The 20,289-nt window shown below is 47.5% G+C and carries 10 protein-coding genes and 1 pseudogene; 7 read left to right on the top strand and 4 right to left on the bottom strand.

The genetic code is table 11. From position 1 onward, the window contains the following. Positions 1-249: 249 nt before the first annotated feature. The 3 genes from AC50Y5_RS22550 to AC50Y5_RS22560 all read left to right on the top strand — a co-directional run bounded on the left by AC50Y5_RS22550 (position 250) and on the right by AC50Y5_RS22560 (position 9,282). On the top strand, positions 250-7,788 hold the full coding sequence (locus AC50Y5_RS22550; RefSeq protein ID WP_494863870.1) for an immunoglobulin-like domain-containing protein: 7,539 nt from the start codon (positions 250-252) through the stop codon (positions 7,786-7,788). Positions 7,789-7,798: 10 nt separating this feature from the next. Beyond that, positions 7,799-7,954 carry a hypothetical protein gene (locus AC50Y5_RS22555; RefSeq protein WP_494863871.1) on the top strand — a complete coding sequence of 52 codons (156 nt, stop codon included), beginning with the start codon at positions 7,799-7,801 and terminating at the stop codon, positions 7,952-7,954. A gap of 683 nt (positions 7,955-8,637) precedes the next feature. Then, entirely contained in the window at positions 8,638-9,282 is a 645-nt protein-coding gene (locus AC50Y5_RS22560) for a hypothetical protein (protein WP_494863872.1), read from the top strand. Positions 9,283-9,449: 167 nt separating this feature from the next. Here AC50Y5_RS22560 and AC50Y5_RS22565 read toward each other — a convergent pair whose 3' ends face one another. Then, positions 9,450-10,424: an alpha/beta hydrolase gene (locus AC50Y5_RS22565; RefSeq protein WP_494863873.1), complete on the bottom strand. Its 975-nt coding sequence runs from the start codon at positions 10,422-10,424 to the stop codon at positions 9,450-9,452. A gap of 14 nt (positions 10,425-10,438) precedes the next feature. Continuing rightward, positions 10,439-11,050: a TetR/AcrR family transcriptional regulator gene (locus AC50Y5_RS22570; protein ID WP_494863874.1), complete on the bottom strand. Its 612-nt coding sequence runs from the start codon at positions 11,048-11,050 to the stop codon at positions 10,439-10,441. 340 nt (positions 11,051-11,390) lie between these two features. Here AC50Y5_RS22570 and AC50Y5_RS22575 point away from each other — a divergent pair, with 340 nt between their 5' ends. The 3 genes from AC50Y5_RS22575 to AC50Y5_RS22585 all read left to right on the top strand — a co-directional run bounded on the left by AC50Y5_RS22575 (position 11,391) and on the right by AC50Y5_RS22585 (position 14,828). Then, a complete protein-coding gene (locus AC50Y5_RS22575) occupies positions 11,391-12,629 on the top strand; it encodes a molybdopterin-dependent oxidoreductase (RefSeq protein WP_056031731.1) in 1,239 nt (412 codons plus the stop codon). 105 nt (positions 12,630-12,734) lie between these two features. Then, the gene (locus tag AC50Y5_RS22580) at positions 12,735-13,886 is read left to right on the top strand and encodes an alpha/beta hydrolase family protein (protein WP_494863875.1); all 1,152 of its coding nucleotides are present in this window, start codon (positions 12,735-12,737) and stop codon (positions 13,884-13,886) included. A gap of 93 nt (positions 13,887-13,979) precedes the next feature. Then, a complete protein-coding gene (locus tag AC50Y5_RS22585) occupies positions 13,980-14,828 on the top strand; it encodes a sulfurtransferase (protein ID WP_056032982.1) in 849 nt (282 codons plus the stop codon). Between the two features lie 376 nt (positions 14,829-15,204). Here AC50Y5_RS22585 and AC50Y5_RS22590 read toward each other — a convergent pair whose 3' ends face one another. Then, complete coding sequence (locus AC50Y5_RS22590; protein WP_494863876.1) at positions 15,205-18,249, bottom strand: tetratricopeptide repeat protein; 3,045 nt, start codon at positions 18,247-18,249, stop codon at positions 15,205-15,207. Between the two features lie 691 nt (positions 18,250-18,940). Between AC50Y5_RS22590 and AC50Y5_RS22595 the strand changes: the two genes are divergently transcribed. Further along, positions 18,941-20,119: a site-specific integrase gene (locus AC50Y5_RS22595; protein WP_494863877.1), complete on the top strand. Its 1,179-nt coding sequence runs from the start codon at positions 18,941-18,943 to the stop codon at positions 20,117-20,119. Between the two features lie 71 nt (positions 20,120-20,190). Here AC50Y5_RS22595 and AC50Y5_RS22600 read toward each other — a convergent pair. Then, positions 20,191-20,289, bottom strand: a pseudogene (locus AC50Y5_RS22600) (IS30 family transposase); the annotation flags it as partial.

The following is a 20,289-nucleotide window of genomic DNA, read 5'->3' on the forward strand; positions in this document are numbered from 1 at the left end:
ACATGGGAAAGGCTGTACAACATACTTCAAGAGTTCACCAAAGTTAAAATAGTTCAGTCGTGAAAACGCCACATTGTTCACTAGGCTTGTATTGTTGCTCTTCCGGGTTGTACAAGCATTGGGCTAAGCTAAATACAGACCGGAAGGCGCCGGGTTGGGGGAAAGCCATTCTCTTCCTCCAACAATTGTAAGCGCTTACCATTTATCTGGGTTGAAGGTCAACGTGAAAAAAATGGGGGAGGGTCGCAATTGAAAAAATCCATAGCTGCACTATCCAAGCTTGTGCTGGCACTGATGATCGTTTTGCCTGGGATCATGCCTGTCTATACGGCAACGGCATCGGCAGAATCTGCGCTGGCCTTAGAAGAAACGGTAACTACAGCAGAAGGAGTTCAACAATCGCAGCAGCAAAGTGAAACAGGGGAGTCGCAAGAGGGACAAGGAGGAGCGGTAGAGCAGCAGTTGCTCGTCGCTCAGGAGGCAGCAGCTGTTGCCAACGAACCGCTGTTTACGGATGATTTTCAGGATGGAGATTTGCAAGGGTGGACGGTTAATAACAGCAGCATTATTAAAGCAGCAGCTGATCCGGCTTCGGCTAGCAATCAGGTGCTGTACGTAAGCGCGGGGGACGAGGCCATTGCATCCGTCAATCAGGATATTGGCAGCGACTACGTGTACGAGGCCAAGGTGAAAAAAGTGGCTGCGGGAGCGTTTCCCGGCATTTTGGCACGATACAGCGATGTGAACAATTTTTATATGTTCCAGCTGGGGGATAATCGGTTCTCCCTATCCAAACGGGTAGGCGGTACTACAACAACGCTTGGAGAATATCCGATTACAATTAATGTGAACCAATGGTACACGATGCGCATAATCGTCGAAGGCAGCAAAATGAAAGCCTACGTGGATGATAAGCTTATTTTTAATGTAACAGATACTTCCCTTACGTCAGGGAAAGCGGGCTTCCGCTCCCGCTGGGAAAAAAGCGCGCTGGATGATGTAGGCATCTGGCAAATTCCGAGTCCGAAGCCGGAGGCTCCGAGCGATTTGCAGGCAACGGGCATCACTTCTTCCGCGGCAACGATTAGCTGGGAAAGTACGGTAACGGGAGCTACCTACCGCGTGTACCGCTCGACTGATGCGGCCGCGGGCTTCACTCCGGTGTATGTAGGAACAGATAAGCACTATGAGGACAAGGGACTGGCTTCCGGCGTAACGTATTACTATCAGGTTGCAGCGGAGGTCAACAAGTATGAGGTTGTTTCTTCTACCATCTCGCTGACGACGGTGCTGGTACTGCCGGCATCGCCAGAATTGCTGCCGGGCATTGTAGCGGCATATCCGTTCAATGAAACGTCAGGGACACAGGTATCGCCGCTTGGCGCCAGCAGCAATCAGGGTAAAGCAACGCTTACCGGCGGGGCATCTTGGACAACCGGCCGATCGGGCGGAGCCGTCGATCTCAATGGCTCGAATGGCTATGTATCGCTTCCTGCGGGCATGCTGAAGGATTTGAACGAGGTCAGCTTTGCTTTCTGGGTGAAGCAGGACACGCTCAAGCAGTGGACTCGTGTGTTCGATATCGGGCTCGGCACGAACAATTATATATTCTTTACGCCAGCAACGGGCGCTAATGAGTCGCGATTCGTCTTGAAAAATGGCGGCAGCGAGCAAATTGTCGGCGTCAGCCCTGCACAGCAGGCAACTGATCGCTGGGTTCATTATGCGATGACGCTTTCGGGCTCTACAGGCGTGTTGTACGTGGACGGCGTAGAGGTGGGGCGCAATGCGAATATGACGCTGAAGCCTAAGGATTTGGGCCAAACGACGCTGAACTATATCGGCCGCTCGATGTTTAGCTCCGATCCGTATTTTGATGGCAAAATCGATGATTTTTATGTGTTCAATCGGGCGTTGGGTCCGAAGGAGGTGGCCTTGTTCACGTATCCGGAGGATCAGGCTAAAGTAGCGGCAGATAAGGCGGCTGTGACGCTGCCCGGCGATTTGGCCAAGGTGATGGCCGATCTTGCGCTGCCAGCTAAAGGTGCTAACGGCACGACACTCGCATGGGAATCCGACCAGCCGGCAGTTGTTGATAGGGCTGGGAAGGTCACGCGTCCTGCCTTTGGACAGCCAGACGTGGACGTAACGTTGACTGTGACGATTAAGCGAGGCAATGCGTCAGACACGAAGCTGTTCCAGCTCAAGGTACTGGCAGATTTGTCAGACGAGGCAGCGGTCGAAAACGACAAGGACGCGCTTGCGGTCGCGCATGCCGATGGGGCGACAGCGAAGCTCAGCCTGCCGGATGCAGGGGCGAACCGCACGAGAATTTCGTGGCAGTCGGATCATCCGGTTAATCTGCGCCCAGACGGCATGGTTAGCCGTCCCGCTATTGGCGAAGGAGATTTGCTCGTTAAGCTGACGGCGACCATTACGCGCGGCAGCGTATCGAAAACGCGAGTGTTCGACGTTAAAATTTTGGAACAGGATGCAAATACCGCTTATTTATTTGCTTATAACAAGCTGGTCAGCGGCACGGAAACGCTGCATTATGCGGTGAGCCGCAACGGGAAAAGCTGGACGGAGCTGGGCACGAACGCCGCATTCGTCTCGCCTATCGCGGATGGAGCCGATACGTTCAAGCTGAATTCCGAAGATAAATGGCTGAAATATACGTATTCAGGCGGCGCGTGGACGCTAGCTTCCGCTACGGATGTGGCGGGCGTGTGGACGCAGGAGGCAGCTAGCTCCTATACGCTCCCGTCCGGTGCGCTGGCGGGCAGCTTCAAGCGCATCGATGAAGCGGCTTGGAGCCGACTAGTACATGGCCTATCTGTACCGAGGACGCTTGATCCGATCATGACGATCTATACGGAAAAGGGCAGCGCGCCAAGGCTCCCGGATCGGGTGAAAATCGATTATACGAACAATCAGTATACGACGCTTCCTGTACAGTGGGATCCCCTCGCTCCTTCCGCTTATGCAGGTGTGGGCAGCTTCAAGGCTGAGGGAACCGTGACAGGCACGTCTACCCGCATCAAGGCAGATATTAAGGTGCAGGACAATACTGGCAAAGCAGACGTTATTCGCAACGGCGAATACTGGTTTGATGACGAGGGCGGCATGATTCAGGCTCACGGCGGCTATATCCTCAAAGTAGCGGACACGTATTATTGGTTCGGCGAGGATAAAGGGCATAATTCGGCGGTGCTGAAAGGCGTCTCGGTATATGCATCCAAGGATCTTAAGCATTGGGAGTTCCGCAACAATGTGCTGACGACCGCCTCCCATCCGGAGCTGGCGTCTGCAAAAATCGAGCGGCCTAAAGTGCTGTACAACGAAAAAACAGGCAAATATGTGTTATGGGGACATTGGGAGGAAGCGGGCAACTACAATCAGGCGAATATGATCGTAGCCGTATCCGACACCGTAGACGGCGATTACAAGTACGTGAATCGTTTCCAGCCGGGGGCGATGCAGGCTCGTGACTTTACGCTGTTCCAGGATGACGATGGCAGCGCGTATTTATTCGCATCCTCGAACAATAACGCCGACCTGAATGTGTTCAGGCTGACGGACGATTATTTGTACACGGAGAAGTATATGTATACGCTGTTCCCGGGTGTCAGAAGGGAAGCGCCAGCCGTTGTGAAGAAGGACGGGTACTACTACTTGTTCACTTCGGGGCAGTCCGGCTGGTATCCGAATCAAGGCTACTATTCAAGCGCCAAGTCGATTAACAGCCTTAGCGATTGGTCCGAGCTTAAGCGATTCGGTGATCCGGCGACGTATTACACGCAGCCGTCTTTCATTCTCAGCGTCTACGGCAGCGAAACGACCTCCTACGTCTATGTAGGTGACCGCTGGAATCCGTCGGCATTGATGAACTCGCAATATATTTGGCTGCCGCTAGAAATGGATAAAGGCATCGCATCCATTACGAACAGCGGAGATTTGGATTTGAATGCGGCGACGGGACTTTTTGAGACGGCGACCGATTTGCTTGTGTCGCAGGCCAAGCCTGTAGTGGCGAGCTCGCAAGCGTCCAGCAACCCGGCGACGATGGCGAATGACGGGATGTATTTTCAGGATACGAACAATGATGGCGGCAATGATAACTTCTTCGATTCTGGCAGCACCTCGTTCCCGACAACGTGGCGGGTCGATCTGCAGCGGGAATATGATTTGAGCCGCATTGATCTGAGCTGGAAAGAGTGGAATGGCTCGGAGGTTTATTACACGTATAAAGTGGAAGGCAGCGTAGATGATCAGCAGTATGATCTGCTTATTGACCAGAGCGGCAATAAGACGCCTTCCTTCAACAGCGACAAGCTTACAGGCAAATACAGATATGTGAAGCTGACGATTTTGGGGCAGTTTGGACATACGAACAACGCCGATAAGCCGGTTACCTGGTACCGAGGCCTGCATGAGGTGAAAATTTATTCGTCCGACATGCAGCTGGATGTGCCGCAAGGCTTGCTGGCGACTGCTGTAAAAACATCGGCTGCTGCCGAGGTCACGACCATCAGCCTGAACTGGCAAAGCGTTCCGGGTGCAACGGCCTACACGCTATATCGTTCGGAAAGTGAAAACGGCACGTATGAGCAGGTGTATAACGGAAGAGCGATGGCGTATGACGACAACGGGCTTGCGGTCAGCAAAACGTATTTTTATAAGGTGAAGGCGACCCATCCGGGCGGCGGCTCGGAGCTTTCGCAGTCCGCACATGCGAGGACATTTATTGCATCAGCTGATTTGGCTGCGTATGACAATACGAAGGAAAACGTATGGCTTGACGATGCGGGCAATGTGACGCACACGCCAACGATTACGCATGACGGCTTTTTGAAGCTGGGAAATCTGTATTACTATTATGAATATGTATCAGATACAGACGGATTCAAGCAGGTGAATTTGCATCAATCGGCAGACGGAGTCAACTGGACGTTCGTGGATACGGTGCTGACCCGCGATTCTCATCCAGAGCTTGCGGCTAGCAAATTCGAGGCGTGGAATTTCACGTACAACGAAGCAACGGGCAAAATCGTCATTTGGCTGCATTATGAAAATAACAAGGACTACTCGCTCGGCAGAGCGGCGGTGCTTTCCGGCGATCCCGGCGGGGCGCTGACGTTCCATGGCAGTGTGCGTCCGGCAGGCAACGATTCCCGCGATATTACCTTCTTCAAGGATGATGACGGCAAAGGCTATATCGTTTCCTCGGGCAACACGAATGCGGACTTGTTTATTTATGAGCTGTCTGCGGACTATTTGTCGGTAGAGCGCGTCGTGCTCAAGGTATATGAGGGCAAGCATCGGGAGGCTCCTTCGCTCATTAAGAAAGACGGCTACTATTACCTGTTCACCTCTGAGGCGGCAGGCTGGTACCCGAGCAAGGGCATGTATTCTTCCGCCACTTCGCTTGCAGGGCCTTGGACGGACCTGCGCAGAATCGGCAATAATTCGAACTTCTCGGCGCAATCCGGCTTTATTTGGAAAATGGAAGGCTCCGCGGGGATCAGCTTTGTGAATATGGCGAACCGCTGGGTAGCAGGGGCGGGCGAGGCGAAGCAGCACTGGCTGCCGATTACACTGGGCAATGGCTATGCGAAATATGATTATTATGAAAAAGTGTACTACAACCAGGCAACGGGCGAAGTCGTTCCCGAGCAAAACGGCGAGCTGCTGTCGCAGGGCAAGCCAGCCATAGCGAAGAGCGAGCTGGAAAACAGTCCAGCCACCTACGCCAACGATGGCGACTACACGACAAGCTGGGTCGCAGCGAATAACAGCTGGCCATCATGGTGGCAGGTCGATCTTGGCGATGTGTATAGCCTGACGAACATTCAGCTTTCGTGGTATTTGCATAATGGCTCGGAAGGCTATCACAGATACAAAATCGAAACGAGCTTGGACGGCGTTACCTTTACGACGGCGCTAGATAAGACGGACAATAAAACCTATGGTTTTACCTCCGATAAGCTGAGCGGCAAAGCAAGGTACGTAAGGGTGCAGATGGTCGATGCCGTTCTGCGCAACAATCCAAGCAACTGGTATACGCCGCAGTTTGGCGAGGTGAAGGTGTATGGGACGACGGTTCAGGAGGAGCAGACGAAGGAGACGCCGGTTGGCCTGAAAGTGAACGCGGCGACGGGCAAAGCGATTGAGCTGGCATGGACAGCGCTCGCTGGCGTGAGCGGCTACAACGTTTATCGTGCGACGGATGAAAATGGGCCTTACGTGCTGATAAATGCCCAGCCAATCAGCACAGCATCGTATGCGGATAGTGGCCTGAGCGCCAATACGGATTATTTTTATCAGGTTTCCGCCATTTACGCGGCGGGAGAATCGGATAGATCAGCCGTATTGACAGCGAAGACGCTGGCAGATCCGGGCACACCAGGTGGTGGAACAGATCCGGGCACGCCGGGTGGTGGAACAGATCCGGGCACGCCGGGTGGCGGAACAGATCCTGGAACGCCGGGTGGTGGAACAGATCCGGGAACGCCGGGTGGTGGAACAGATCCTGGTACACCAGGTGGTGGAACGGGTGGAAGTACGTCGAGCGGATCAGGTTCAGGCTCGACGGGCAGTGGAGCGAGCGTTGAAGCGGGAGCGAACGGGCTTACCGTGAAGGCGACAGTGGTTGCGAGCGGCATGCTGCAAGCGCAACTGAGCGCAAGCGATGTAGCGAAAGCACTGGCTAGCCTGCAATCGGCCAATACGCTGCGCATTCAGCTTGAGCCAAGCAAGGCGGGAGCGGTGGCAGGAGCGAAAGTGGAGATTCCCATGGAATTGCTGCTGGCAGGGGACCAGCCAAAAGTGCGGTTCATCACCGTGCAAGCGGGTGCTGTGCAAATCACGGTGGACATTACGAAGGCCGGGGGAATTGTGGCGGCAGGCGCCAAGAAATTAACGCTGGAAGCCGTCCAAGTGGCAGCTGCGGAGCTGCCGGCTAATGTGAAGACGAAATTAGGCGATCACCCCGTTTATGATTTCAAGCTGAGTGTAGACGGCAAGGAAATTCATGCCTTTGGGCAGAAGCAGAATGCGCCAGTAACGGTGGAGCTTGCATATACGCTAAAAGCAGGCGAAAAAGCGCACAAAGTCGTCGTCTATTATGTAGGCGAGGGCGGCGCAATGGAAGTCGTGCGCAACGTGAAGGTTGATGAGGCGGCTGGAGTCGTTCGCTTCCAGCCGGAGCATTTCAGCCGCTATGCGATTGCTTATGCGGATGTGGCTTTTGGAGATTTGGGCCAAGCGAAGTGGGCCCAAACGATGATTGAAGCGCTGGCAGCGCGCGAAATCGTGAGCGGAACGGGCGGCGGCAGCTTTGAGCCGGCGCGGGCTGTCACGCGAGCGGAGTTCGTCCAGCTGCTGCTAGGCGCGCTTGGGTTGATTGACGAGCAGGCGACTAGCAGCCTGCGGGATGTGTTGCAGGGCGCTTGGTATGAAGCGGCCGTTGCTTCGGCAGAGAAGCTGGGCCTCGTGAAAGGGCGCCCAGATGGGACGTTTGGCATTCATGACGCGATTACGCGCGAGGAAATGGCTGTTATTTTGGCCCGTGCAACGGAGCAGATCGCATGGGAAAGCACAGCAAGCACGAAGCCTTTCCCTTCCTTTACAGATGAGCAGTCCATTAGCGGATTCGCACAGGAGGCCGTCAGCGCAATGCAGCAGGCGGGCTTAGTGAACGGTTTCGAAGACGGCAGCTACCGTCCGCAAGGGCAGACGACGAGAGCGCAGGCAGCAGCTGTGATTTTCAAGCTGCTGAAGCTTTAGGAGCAGGAGAATGCGGGTGATAGGCCGCATTCTCGAAGCAGAAATAAGCAAGAATAGGGCAGTAGATCGCATACTTGAAGCAGAAATAAGCAAAAATGCGGCGATAGACAGCATGCTCGGAACGGAACTAGGCAAGCATGTTCCTATAGGCTACATGCTTCAATGATAATCGGCAAGACAGGTCAGCATCGCAGCTTGCAGGCTCTAAAATCCCGCTCGCTTCCTCGTATGATGGGGAACGCGCGGGATTTATTTTTTCCCAGCAGAGGTCGTTGGTTAACTTCAATAGGTTCGCCATGATTCAAGGGCAATCACATCCGCCGATTCAAGGCTTGTGAACCGCAACTTGTGATTGTTGTTGTTACTGTTGCTGATTCCCGGCAGCTCGAGGCACTTGATGCTTTTGGCGGACTGAGGTTCCGCTATTCTGGCTTTTGAACTGATTTCAGGCCGTAAGCGGACAGGAGATCCGTTATTGCCCTCATTATCCCGGCAAAATGGGCATTTGCAGCGAAATAGCTGCTCCTGAGTCCGCGGAATGTGGTTTAACCTTGTTTCTGTTAAAATAGCTGCTGCTGTGTCCGCCAAATTTATATTTGTGCAAGCAGCAATATAAAACCCTTGAAACGAAGAAGATAATGCTGCCTCTTGGTACGTAAATCTACAAATATGAGGTGTGACATTCCCAGTAGAAGCGTGATAGTAGAGGCATGGTAGTAGAGACGATACGTTTGACGCTGGCTTCTATTAGATAGGATTTACTTACGTTTTCATGCACGCCCTAGTTTGAGCGGCTTTTTCCTGAAGCGGATAAAAAGATATAATAGGCTCAAAGAGAATGAAGCGGAGGTGAGCAGGCTGCAGTTGTTTGTGATGCAAGCGGATGTAGGCGGAATAAGCCGGAGCAAGGCGTTTTTGGAGGATAACTTCGTTTGCTTGTATGGCCCGGGGCTTGGAAATTTGGAGCCATTCGACGAGGAAGCGTGCAAGGCACGGTTGATTGAGGCCGATGCTCTGGAGGGTGCGGCGCTTGTTAGCCGTATCGTGGAGCTTCGTTTGTTCGTGGAAGTGATGGCTGATGGCGATTATGTGCTTCTAGTGGATGGGGACAAGGTGCATTTTGGCGATTTGGGCGACTATTATTATGTGTTGGACGCGGATAATAGGGAGGACGGCAGCTGCCATCGAAGAGGTGTGACCTGGCTCAAAAGCTTGCCGCTAGCCATGGCCGCCCCAGAGCTAAAGTCATTTATAGCCGAAGGGCAATTTCCCGCTATGTACGAGCATCCCGTAACCGATTGGCAGATGGAGCTCTGGTTGAGCGGTGCTGGGGAAAGCGGCGGACAGAGTGAGCGGGTTTTTGTCATAGATCATGCGACAATAAGGGAAGCGGTGGACATTTTAAGACTGGCGATGCAGAGTGAAGATGTAGAGCGCCGGGAACGGGCAGCCGCCGCTATATTGCAATATGCGTCCCGTTCGCGCTCTTTATGAGCTGTAAAGGTGCTGAATTAGGAACTCTTTTGCTTGCATAAAAGCTGCATGTCGTCTTTTCATAGAATGCCCAGAGACCATTAAAAGCCCATTTACCAAAAGCAAGGTACAGCTCTTCTCCATTTCTTGAGGAGTCTGTACCTTGCTTCTATATAAGGAAGGGTATTTTATTTCCCTAAATACTCATCCATAAAGCGATCTACTCTTTGAAAATATTCAGTAGGGTAATGGTTAATAGCATCGATATGCTCCGTATTTTGCGGGTACCATACTTCTGCACTTGGATTATCTTTTATGGACTCGTAAATAACTTCCGTATTCTTATAACTAATTTGCTGATCTCCCGTACCATGAATGAGCATAACGGGCTTGTTTTGCATCTTTTTTACCGCATCCATCGGAGATATGGAATTTAGATCAACGTTAAAGGCCCAATTTGCCATCCATGTCGATGTATAACTGAATGGAAACGCAGGCAAGCCTGAAAAGAAGGGCAAACCTTCTCTCAAAAATAGACCAGCATTACGAAAAGGGCTATCGGCAATGACGGCTTTAATGTCATCACTTTCACTTGCGGCTAGCAAGGAAGTAGCAGCACCCATTGAAAAGCCGATAACGCCAATGCTATCACCCGTATGGTCTCTGGATTTTAAATAGCTTACAGCTCCTAGCAAATCGTATTTTTCATTGAGGCCCAGTGTAATCAAATCACCATTGGAATTTCCTTGCGAGCTGAGGTCAAATGCCAATACATTGTAGCCTTTGGGAACGAAATGCTCTACTAGCTTTGGGGTCCGCCCTTTAACTAAACGATTGCTCGTATAGCCATGGACGACAATAATGGTCTTATTGCTTGCTTCACCAGAAAGATTATTTGCAGGAAAAAAGGAGCCTCTAATCGTATTATCATTTTTCAAGCTTGGGAACTCGACCTCTTCGAAGGGAGTTTTCTCGATATTCAATTCGTAGCTGACATTAGTGTCTCTAGGATGGTGCAGCAAAGTGTCTACTACTTTATAAGAGATAAAAAATACAAGAGCCGCCACAAGCAAAAGCGCAATTCCTAGGCTCCATAAAATTTTCTTCCGTTTTTTCACACGCACATTAATTGTATGATCCGGTTGTAAGGATAGTTGGCTCATTCTGACTCCTCCAGTTATTCTCTAGGTTGTATGGGGGCGAACAAATAATAGGCATGCCCCTTCAGATTTTCCCACTCGGGATGATGGATAATATTTTCTCCAAGAGTTAAGCCCACTCCATTTAAGAAAGAGATGTAGCTGCGAGAGATCATTGCTGGAGAAAAGCTTTTGTCGAACTCTCCCATTAGCTGACCCTTGGCATAGACGGATTCGATCGCATCGGTCATGACCTTTATGCTTTCAAGAACCTTCTGTGTAAGTTCAGGAAATCTGGTTCGTTGTCCTAAAACAGATTGGGCAAGCCGCAATTCATTGGTATAGGAATAGATATCGTTGAATTGTTCTTTCACCATGTTCTTAATCAATGCGCCCGGTGTCCCCTCTTGTTGGAGACAAGCAAGCGACTTCAGCTGAATATCAGCAAGCGGCTCAAGGACGGCGGCGTAATATAAAGCTTCTTTGCTAGCGAAATATTGAAAAATGGTTCCAGGAGTCACGCCCACCCTCTCCGCAATGATGGCCGTTGTGGTATTAGAATATCCGCCTTCTGCAAACAGGATAACCGCTTCTTTTAGGATGCGTTTGCGCCGCTCCAGTCTTTTTTCTTCATTGACGGGTCTAGCCAAATGGATTCCCCTCTCTTTAAACGAAGTTTTAATTAATTAAATAACTGATCAATTAATTAATAATGTATCTTAAATTGCGCCTTATAGCAAGACCGAATTTATTTTATTTAAGAGCAGGCTCATGCTAAAAACAGCGGTTGATACTTTTGTAAGCGCTTCGTTGCTGGTTGTTTAGCGCTGTTTGCTATGCTTAGCCCATCTTTCGTAATGTTGTGCGTCAGGCGTTATAATAGAATTAAGAAGGCTGGGACGACCGAGAACGAGACCGAGAACGAGAACGAGAATGCAAAGCCGCACATTTTAGTTATACATATGGAGCTTGGGAAGGGGACGTTTTCAAATGAGTTCATTCATTGAGCGTTTGCGCAAGGGCTATGGGAAAAAGCTGGTATCGCTTCATGCGTGGAATGGCTGGATCGTTGTCATTTTGGCTTTGACGGGACTGATGCTGCTGGGCGGTTTTTGGCGCGGATTTCTGGGCGAAGGCCGCGTGTGGCTAAAAGGACTCCATATCGTAGTTGGCATCGCTTCGCTGCTGCCCGTCGTATATTACTTATTTCTTGCCGCGAAGCACTGGAAGCAAATAAAGGAAAAGCCGTGGCAAAAATTTAATGTAATCGTCGTGCTGGCGCTGCTCGCTGGATGGTTTTTGTCTGGTGTATTGCTGTGGCAGTTTAGACTAGTAGGGCCCGGAATATCGAACGCAGCGCTGCTCGTGCATGATTTGCTCACCTGGATCGGTCTGCCTTATATTATCTACCATTCCATTACGCGGACAAAATGGCTCAAGCAGCCCCATCGTCGTACGATAAAGCCGGTTCATGAGGAAGAGATTCACCCAGCGGCAGGGCCGCAGGCCGTATATTCACGGAGACAGGTTATAAAATGGACGCTGGGCGCGGGGATCGCGATTGCGATAGGGCCTTCTTTTCTCAAGTGGCTTGGCGGGGCGCTTGGGACAGGCTTTGGCGGAACGAAGTCGCTGGACGAATTCGTTGCGGAGGATGACAATCAGCTGCTGCCTGCGCCGCAGCCGCTCCCGGCTTCGCTTCCGCCTACGGGCGGCGGGGCAAAAGGGAATTTCCGCGTATATACGGTGACACCGATTCCGAAATTCGACAATAGCAATTGGTCGTTTACGATTGATGGCTTGGTTGATCAGCGCTTGCAGTGGAATTGGGAGCAATTTGTCGCTTTGAAGCGGACGGTGCAGGTGAGCGATTTTCATTGTGTGACGGGCTGGTCCGTCTACAACAATACGTGGGAGGGCATTCCGCTTAAGGAATTGCTAAAAGCCGCAGGCGTTCAGACGAAAGCGCGGACGGTGAAGTTTTATTCCGGCGACGGCGTGTACACCGATACGCTGACGCTGGAGCAGGCGGATATGGACGATGTGATGGTCGCGGTCATGCACGACGGCAAGCCGATTCCAAGCGATCTCGGAGGCCCGGTTAAGCTCATTGTGCCGAAAATGTACGCCTACAAGTCGGTCAAATGGCTGAACCGCATTGAGCTGATCGAAGGGGAGCATGTCGGTTATTGGGAACAACGCGGATACGCGAATGATGCGTGGGTTTGAGGGATGAGGAACGACTGAATAGATAGTGTGAGTGGTCGCTTTCTACCTGTCGTTGCAGTCCAAAGCTTGCAGCTCCGCCATTTCTCATACCGGAAGGGGAAAACGATGAAAATCAAAGAGAAACACAAGCTCAGAAAACCTAGCGGGGCTTATGACGTAGGCTGCTCTAGCTTATATTATGAGTATGTACGGGATGAACAACAGGATGAAAAACGATTGATTCCTTGTCTATGCTTTTATCCAGCAGGAGAGACTCAGGAAGGGCGCTTGAAAAAATATATAAGCGAAGAGATTCTGCCCGGCACGAGCGGCATTGAAACGAATTCCTATATGAATGCGCCCGTTGCTGACGGCAAGCATCCGCTGCTGCTTTTTATCCATGGCTACTGCCTTTCTTGTGAAGCTAACACCGTTCAGTTCGAGGAGCTTGCGTCCCACGGTTATATCGTGCTCAGCATCGGGCATTTGGGGGATGGGTCTTATGAGCTGCCTGATGGCAGCATTTCGAAGTTTGATGTGAGCGGGCTGCCGGAGGCTGTGGTCGCGGACGCGACAAAAGGCGTGGAGATATTCCGGACATACGCAGCATGGCTCGGTGGAGAAGGGAAAGAAGCGAGCTTCGAGGAGCATCATGACTACTATGAGCGAATCATTGATAGCCAGCCCAATATGATCGCTCGCAATGAACTGTGGGTGACGGATAGCCTTACTGCTCTTGAGCATTTTTTGGCGGATGCCGAGCAGGAGAATGCTGCGTTTTACAGCCATATTGATGCTGAAAAGATTGGCGCCTTCGGCATGTCCTTCGGAGGAAGCGCGGCTTTAAATATGGCGTTCGTATCTGAGCGGGTCAAAGCCATTGCGAATTTGGATGGTTTTTGCTATAGCTCAATGTGGCATAGGCCGATGAATAAGCCAGTGCTTTTGCTGCAAAATGACAGCCCGCTTGCGGGGCATTATCTCAGCTTTACTTTTCAAAATGCGGTCAGCGAAGCTTATTTAGCAACGATTTTAAACAGCACTCACAGCAATTTTTCCGATTACAGCGAGATTATGGCGGAGAATCTGATTTCGAAAAGCAAAATTGGCGATGAAGAGGTCGAAGTTGCCTTGCTTGGCGCCATTGATCCGGAGCGGATGGAGAGCGTGATGAATGCGCTGCTGGTCGATTTTTTCGATAAATATCTTAAAGGCAAGGCTGCCAGGGTAATAGACAAAGAGGGCTCGCTGGAAGATGTGATTTTGCAAAGGAAATAGTGGGCAAATGGTTGCTCCTCAAGGGATTTATCGGGTACGATGGCGGTATATAGCTGGGTTAAGCCAGAAAATATGTTGGAGGAGCTGAGCGGGATGACTTATTTTAAAAAGGCGGATTGGGTGCTTGAGCGTTTGGGTGCTGAAAATACAGTAATTGTCGATACGCGTTATTTGCTGACTGAGCCTGAAACAGGCCGAGAATCGTATGAAGAGGCCCATATTCCGGGAGCCTATTATGCCGATCTAAGCCATGATTTGTCGGGACCGAAGCGCCCGAACGGAGAAGGTGGACGCCATCCTCTGCCAGAGACGGAAGTATTGGCCGCTTTTTTGGGACGGATTGGAATTGGCAATCATACGACAGTAGTGGCTTACGATAACCAAGGTGGGGCTATGGCCTCACGCCTGCGCTGGCTGCTTGAGTGGATGGGGCATGAGGGGCAAGTGTATGTGCTGGAGGGCGGATTCACCGCTTGGCAGGCAGCAGATTATCCCGTTAGCTCAGAAGAGCCGGAGGCGGTGGCAGGGGTTATTTTTGAACCAGCTTTGCGGGACGAGATACTGGTAAGCCGCTCTTATGTGAAGGAGAGCATTGGCAAGGACGGGATCGTCATTATTGATTCGCGTGAAGCGCCTCGCTATCGGGGGGAAGTCGAGCCGATGGACCCGGCGGCCGGGCATATTCCGGGGGCGATTAATCATTTTTGGGTGGAAAGCCGCCATGTGGATGGCATGTGGAAGTCGCCGGAGGAGCAGGCGGAACGCTTTGCCGCGCTGTCGAAGGACGATGAAATTATCGTGTACTGCGGATCAGGTGTGACCGCTACGCCTAACTTTTTTGCGCTGCAGGAGGCAGGGTTTAAGAATGTGAAGCTTTATGCGGGGAGTTGGAGTGATTGGAGTTCGGATAGCGGGAATCCGGTGGCAACGGGGGAAGAGTAAAAGCTGAGAGGTATTTATAGTATGTGTATCTTGAATACATCGCCATATGGGGCTTATGCCTTGGGCGATGTATTTTTTGTGCTCGAAGTCAACACGGAGTCAACGCTTGGCTACTGAAAGTACTTAAATAGAGAGTCAAAGCAAACCTTCCGACGTAAAAATCAACATTCCCATTCCTACAAAGAAGAACTGGGAATATTGAACTGTATCGGTGCGGGAACCAATCCTGTCGTGTTTAAATCGACAAATCAAAAATTCAAATAATCAACAAAGCTATTCAACGCAAAATCAACAAATGACGAAGTAACCTAAAATGATAAAAATTTACTAAACAGCCCCAACTTATAGAAAGAAAGGGTTGTTTAGCGTTGAAAATTTAGGCGGTTGGTGAATATATTGATTCAAAATCTTCTTCGATGTCGTCATCCTCATTATCTTCAATTGGTGTAAGTCCATCTTTAAGTTCTAAAAGTGGTTTATAATCACTTTTTATTGCTAACCCTTGCTCTATTGTTTCAATAGCGTCATAACCCCATCTTAATAAAGCAAGAGCTAATCGATATTTGTAATATAATTTTGTTTTGTCTAGGTTACATGCTTCCTTATAAAATGTTATGCAATTATCTTGGTTTTGTCGTTCCCTAATTCTACCAAGTGCATGCTTTATTTTTGCATACTCCCAATTTCGTTTGTCTTTTAACTGAAGGTAAATATCCTCACCCTGCATTGCCCAACTTTCCGCTTCTCCCAAATATCTAGTTTTTATTGCCATTAAAGTAGCAAACTCTGCATATAGTGATGGTTTATTTTCAATTGATACTGCCTGATTAAAATAATCACGTGCATTGTCCCAGTCGTTTAGGTTACCATAACAAAGACAGATTTTTTCAATAACATCAAGTCGCTTTGTTGGACTGAATTCATTTACAAATAGAAAGTAATCCAGTGCCTGATCGTATTTTTTTTCTGTAAAAAGTTTTTTTGCTATCGGAACAAGTTCTTCTTGATATTCAATTCCAAAGTCCTTTAATCTATCCCGTTGAAACGATCCCGCAAAATGATAAATAATTTCACTTAATAACTTGGGAGGAATTACATCATTTCGAGTTTTTAATTCATTTAATTTTTGCTCATTCAATTCTGCTAAGGTTGCATGAAGTGTAACCCTTTCACTAATCGGTAAAATATTGTAATAAAAATCATGAATAAGAGGATGCATTTGATATATATTGTTTTCAGGGATAAATTCAAGTAAAAAACGAGCACATAATGAATCAATTACTCCAATTAGTCCTGGTTTCCATGCGGTAAGTACTTCAACACGAATTTCATTTTTCGAAGTCGCAATAAAGTTCAATAACTCTTTCTCGTCAGGTTGTAAACTAATTTCCTCAAGTAAGTTTGTTATTAATTGCTCCTGGAATCTTCTAAAAACATCGCTAGATTTTTCTAGATAATCAATTGGATGGTTTTGTAAGTATTGAGCAGTGATTACTGCAGCAAGCGGGTTACCATAAAGGTTCCTTACGAGTTTTTCTGAAATCTCAATTCTTTCAATTCGCCCAGTAAAATTTTTGTAATGAAAATCAATGATGCCCTTTATCGTTTCATCTTTGAGACCTCGTAGTGTCAACTTATTATTGAATGCTTTTTCATGGCGATCAAAGGTGAAATTTCTATTTGTTGAAATCACCATTTTGCAATCAGTAGAATGCCTTCTAATAAATTCATCAATAAACAATTTAAATCTAATATCTAAATATCTACCTTCCATATCTAGTATGTGGTGGAAATCATCTATTATTATTATTGTTGCAATATAAGATTCCAAAGATGTTAGTAATTCCCTGATAGAAATGAGTGCAGATTCGGCTGTACTGACATCGAAACGATTTTTTAAACCTAATTGGAATGCAAAGTCATTAAAAAATAATGGAAAACCAAATCCACTACTAAAACGAATATTTATTATTTTCCATGGGTTGTTAGGAGGGATTATTCGTTTTTGGATCTGATCGAGCAAAGTTGATTTACCAATCCCTCGAATACCTTGAAGGATAAACAGTTTCTCGGAAGGTGAATTAAGAAAATCACGAATTTTAGTTTGCTCGATATCACGATCAAAGAAAGGTTTTGAATCATTAGTTGCTTGGGATACCTCTTGTTTTTTTGCTTTATTTTTCCCAATTCTTCCAGTCAAAATGGAAAGATTTTTTAATATTTCATGATCACCAAGCAATTGTGGATTGCTAATTATAAAGTCCATTGCGGACTGCATAAGTTCTTGTTTCAATTCGTTATAGTTTATATCATCTATCATTATTCTATTGCATAATTCTTTTCGTTTTTCATTCCTTAAGATACCCATTCTTTGTCGCTGAGAGAGTTCAGACATTTTTAATCTTAACAACTCATCTGAACAATTATCGTTTATATAAGCTAGATCTATTTCTGAATAAGCTTGTTCTAAGTTATGTAGTCGATCGTTAACATCTTTGCTTGAAGTAGTATATAAAATAGTTCTTACATCTAAGATCTCAGCCGCGGTATGTTCCCTAACTGTAGATTTACTTCTTCTAATATTGGCCAAATCGAATTGAACAGATAGTATACACTCAGTATTACGTGGAACTGCCTTAGTACTATTTTTTTCAGCAAACCAGTGCTTATCTGTAACCGGGAAGGGAGCGGACATCTTTGATCCACCTATAATGCTCGTGTTAACATAAACAAATGGAAGTTCATTGTATATAGCTTGCAGTGCTGCTGCATCAAAGGGTTCAGTAGAGGGAGACCATGAAGGAACTATAATTAAAGTGTTTTCTTTTTCAGTATCATGGAAAGGTTTGCGTAACCCATCAATACATAAAAAGATACCAAGATTTATTTCATTTGAGTCTGTATTAATTGTTACCCAATTAAATGATTCTTCTTGTGGTGATTCCAAACTATTCTCCCATTTGGATTTATTATATTTGTAAATAACAGAGTTCATACCAGTAGGATTCAGGATTGGAGAAATAGCACAACATATTTTACTGTCATCAATATCTAAGGATAGCTCTCTGTAAATACTAAAGTAATTGCTAGATATCATATGCGAGCCAGCGATAACTGTAAGGTGAGAATCCCTAATTTGATGGTTTATTTGAATTAATAACTCTGCAGGTATAGAGTATTCCGGGAATACCAATAAGTTTGACTTATTCTCAATACAGCAATCAATAATACTTTTAATTTTGTTTGATAACCATACTAGATATCGCGATTTTAGTTGATCCGATAAGGTTTTAATGGAGTCTATCTTGCTTAAAGAAGTAATATCGTCACCTAACGGTTCTTCTAAATAGTTTATTCCGCTACTTATATAGGCGGGATGGAAATTGATTTGCGCTAGACTTACAATAAAAGGGCACTCCATGTTATTTTGCTCCTATTTTGAATAGATTGGTATGTTTTCGAATGGGAATATTTTATCAAAATATCCAATTTAATTATACTTTTTATTAACTTAAAAGTACATACCAATCGTATTTGCTGAAAGAATTAAGGTTCTTCTCTATACTACTTGCTAGAGGTACATTTGGTAGGGAAAGTTGAGCAATTTGGCATGGTACCACTGGCGGGTCAGCTGCTCCCTCGATAGTTGAAGCGGATAAAGGACCTATTTCGCTCTGGAGGTTGGTCTACCAAACCTATCTATTGGCCCCAAGTCGTTACATTGTAAATTCCTTGTATTTATTTTGCGCGCTGGTCAATAAATGGTTTAACTCAATTACAGCCTTGTAGTGTAAGCCACATGTGTGAGCATAACGATTTGAACGTATATCAAATGAAGTACAGACTAATCGTTTACTTACTAAATTTAGATGTGCACTATGCTGAGTTAGAGGGCTTTTACGTACTAAAAGATTCGTGTCATATGCTTTGATAACAGGGCAAACTTATCTTTGCTTACATCGTTTAAATGTTGAATAATTGACAGACTGGAGAACCGCATGTTTTACTTGTTTTGAAATTATTGAACTAGCACTACAAGCGCTTAATCGTTCTTCACTGGACGATCAGGTGCTTTTTTTGCGGCCAAAATGAGGTTATGGAGGTTTATTGTTATGCGGGGATGTGTAAGTAAAAGAGGGAATAGTTGGTGTTACGTTGTTGAGTTTGGTCGTCATCCGGAAACAGGACGTAGGCGCCAGAAAAGCAAGTCTGGCTTTGATTCAAAGGCAGAAGCTGAGAAGGCGCTTGCCAAAGTTTTGCACGAGCTTAACACGAATACGTATATTGAACCGACAAAGGAGGACGTAGCCACCTATATGGCGTCATGGCTGGCGCAGAAGAAAATGAGCATCCGACCAGGGACATATAAAACGTACCGCTGGCTAGTAAACTTCCACATCATTCCGCGTCTTGGCCACCACAAAATGACTAGCTTAGCTCCACAACACCTTGTTGAAATGTACGATCAGTTGCTAAACGGCGAAAACAAGCTATCGGCTCAAACCATTACCCATCTCCATAAGGTGCTTCACGATGCAATGGAGACAGCGGTTCAGTGGGAGGCGATAACGAAGAACGTGGTTAAGCTAGTGAAACCACCGAAAATACCAAAAGCTGAAACGAAAGTATGGGACGAGGAAGAGCTTGGCCAGTTTCTTAATTTAACAAATAATGGACGTTATCACATTATTTTTCTTCTTGCTGCAACCACAGGAGCACGTAGAGGCGAGGTTCTCGGTTTGAAGTGGAAGGACATTGATATAGAGAAGCAAAAGCTAACGATAAGGCGATCATATACGCAAGGAGACAGAGGGTATATCTTTCAGGAGCCTAAGACGGCATCAGGGATTAGGACGATTGTTCTTTCTCAAATGACGGTTAATGCTTTGTTGAAGCAAAAGGAAATGCTTGAGGAAGACAGAAAGAGGGCCGAGCTAGCAGGGAAGGAATATAAAGATTTTGGTTTGGTTGCTCAAACAAAGAACGGCATGCCGATTAATCCGAGCTTTTTGGAGGCACGCTGGCGTGAATTAGTTCTAAAATCAGGTTTAAATAGGATTAGATTCCACGACTTGCGCCATACTCATGCCAGTCTTTTACTCAAAGCAGGTATTCATCCAAAGGTGGTTAGTGAAAGATTAGGCCATTCCAGCATTCTTATCACGCTAGACAGGTATTCACACCTTTTTCCCGCGCTGCAAGAGGATGCGGCCAAACAGCTAGATGAGATGTTGTCAATAGTAGAGCGTGGAAGTAAGGATGATATTCATATGAGGGACCAGAAAAAATAATGCCAACTGGCAATGCTTGAGTACAGACATAATTAGAACGATTGTAGGTTGCTTTTTCTTAAGACAGATTGTCAAGCCAAGTGCGACACTTCAACCTGAAAAGCTTCGTGTGCGGTTTTCCATCCTAGACACTTTCGAGGACGGTTATTAATAAGGAACAAAGCGCACGC

This window comes from Paenibacillus sp. JT22N7 (genome assembly GCF_059383875.1).

Coding starts and splice junctions, on each gene's coding strand:
- AC50Y5_RS22555 (WP_494863871.1), top strand. CDS start 7,799: ATGCGGGTGATAGGCCGCATTCTCGAAGCAGAAATAAGCAAGAATAGG.
- AC50Y5_RS22565 (WP_494863873.1), bottom strand. CDS start 10,424: ATGAGCCAACTATCCTTACAACCGGATCATACAATTAATGTGCGTGTG.
- AC50Y5_RS22575 (WP_056031731.1), top strand. CDS start 11,391: ATGAGTTCATTCATTGAGCGTTTGCGCAAGGGCTATGGGAAAAAGCTG.
- AC50Y5_RS22580 (WP_494863875.1), top strand. CDS start 12,735: ATGAAAATCAAAGAGAAACACAAGCTCAGAAAACCTAGCGGGGCTTAT.
- AC50Y5_RS22585 (WP_056032982.1), top strand. CDS start 13,980: ATGACTTATTTTAAAAAGGCGGATTGGGTGCTTGAGCGTTTGGGTGCT.
- AC50Y5_RS22590 (WP_494863876.1), bottom strand. CDS start 18,249: ATGGAGTGCCCTTTTATTGTAAGTCTAGCGCAAATCAATTTCCATCCC.
- AC50Y5_RS22595 (WP_494863877.1), top strand. CDS start 18,941: ATGCGGGGATGTGTAAGTAAAAGAGGGAATAGTTGGTGTTACGTTGTT.